The sequence below is a fragment of the Streptomyces narbonensis genome (genome assembly GCF_014649015.1).
GTDB lineage: Bacteria > Actinomycetota > Actinomycetes > Streptomycetales > Streptomycetaceae > Streptomyces > Streptomyces narbonensis.
This window is the reverse complement of sequence record NZ_BMSF01000057.1, coordinates 1-1805: the sequence shown is the minus strand read 5'-3', so window position 1 is coordinate 1805 and position 1805 is coordinate 1. Positions and strand designations below refer to the sequence as shown.

Annotated in this window: 2 protein-coding genes; both read left to right on the top strand. The window is 31.6% G+C overall.

Annotation, left to right across the window (positions count from 1 at the left end):
* Positions 1-412, top strand: a 412-nt coding sequence (locus IE124_RS36170; protein WP_229833165.1) for a hypothetical protein, incomplete at its 5' end; no start/stop codon positions are given.
* A gap of 7 nt (positions 413-419) precedes the next feature.
* Entirely contained in the window at positions 420-692 is a 273-nt protein-coding gene (locus IE124_RS36165) for a DNA gyrase subunit A (protein WP_502266938.1), read from the top strand.
* The last annotated feature ends 1113 nt before the right edge of the window (positions 693-1805 follow it).

Below are 1805 nucleotides of genomic sequence, written 5' to 3'. Positions count from 1 at the left end.
TAAAAAATATAATATAACTAATTTAGTAATAAATATAAAAAAAATATTAAATATAAATATATATAAATGGATAAAAAAAAATAAATATATTTTCTCATATAAAAATGGATATATAATTATAATTAATAAAATAAAAGATAAATATAATAAAATATATAAATCTTATTGGAAAAAAGTTGATAAAGAAAAAATAAAAATTTTAAAAAAACAAACTATATTACAAGTCTATGATATAAGATGGAAAGAACATTTACAAATGTTGGATTATATAATGAGTAGTATTCACCTTAGAGGCTATGTACAAAAAAATCCTATAGAAGAATATAAAAAAGAAGCATTTAAATTATTTAAAGATTTAATTATTAATATTAAATTTGATGTGATAAGTGTACTTAGTAAGTATAAAATTTAGGAATTATATGTTTGAAAAAAATAAAGAAAGTTTACCAATTACATATGAAGATGAAACAATTGAAGATGAAATAAAACAATCTTATTTAGATTATGCAATGAGCGTAATTATTGGAAGAGCTATTCCAGATATACGGGACGGCTTAAAACCTGTACATCGCCGTGTGATCTTTGCTATGCACGAATTAAATAATATATGGAATAAAAAGTATTTAAAATCAGCACGGGTAGTTGGTGATGTAATTGGTAAATATCATAGATCGGAAGAGCACACGTCTTAAGTACTCAAAGTAATGAAAAGAGATAAAGAAGAGGATGGTAAAAATTTTGAAATTGAGACAGATGGAATTTTGAAGAAAAAAGAAGACTAAACAAAAAAGGAGAATGTTGAAGGGAAAGAATATATGTAGAATAAAGGAGAAAAAATGAAGAGTACTTGTGAAAATTCAGTTAAGATATGTAAGAAAAAAGAATCTACAAGCAAGTATACTCCCTTCGGGGGCAATTTATAATTGACTGGTTCCTAGGTCCCTGGTATTATCCTAGGTATCTGTAGAAGTCACTGGTGATTTGGAGGGGTGGTAAAGTTTGTTTTTTGAAAGATTTGAAAGGGGGGTGAAGCTCCCTTACCTTCCAAACCAAAGTGGTAAATCTAGACAAATCGTGTTAATTACTCCAAAACAAAGGGGGCTAAAATAATGCTAGAGAGTGGAATCAGGGATTCTAAGCAGTTTCTAACCCTAAAAGTCCCTTGAAGTGGTACATCTAGACAAATTTTATCAAATTTTTCAAAAAACACAAGTAACAGGCGTTTATATGGTGTTCCTTTGGGTGGGGGGGGTAGATCACAAGAGGGGGATTACAAAATTCTTGAAAGTGGAATCAGGGATTCTAGACGGTTTCTGACCTTAAAAGTCCTTTAAAGTGATACATCTAGACAAATTTTGTCAATTTTTTCAAATAACACAAGTTACAGGCGTTTATACGGTGTCCCTTTGGGGGGAGGGGTCACAAGGAGGTGGTAACAGAATGCTAAAGAATGGAATCAGGGATTCTAGATGGTTTCAGACCTTAAAAGTCCCTTAAAGTGGTGTATCTAGACAAATTTTGTCAAATTTTTCCAATAACACAAGTTACAAGCGTTTATACGGTACAGCTCATTTAAAGGATATAGCCCCCTAAAATGGCCCCCTAAAATGCCCCCTAATATGGCCCCTAAAATGGCCCCCTAAAATGGCCCCCCTATAATGGTCATATGTTCTCGGGGGGATGACTAATGAAATCATGGATTCTAGGCGGTTTCAGCCCTTAAAAGCCCCTAAAAGTGGTAGATCTGGACAATTTTTTTCAAAAATTTCCAAAAACACATGTTACAGGCGTTTATACGGTGTCCC

Bases quoted from the DNA above. Each gene is read 5' to 3' on its own strand.
- IE124_RS36165 (WP_502266938.1), top strand. From the start codon at position 420: ATGTTTGAAAAAAATAAAGAAAGTTTACCAATTACATATGAAGATGAA.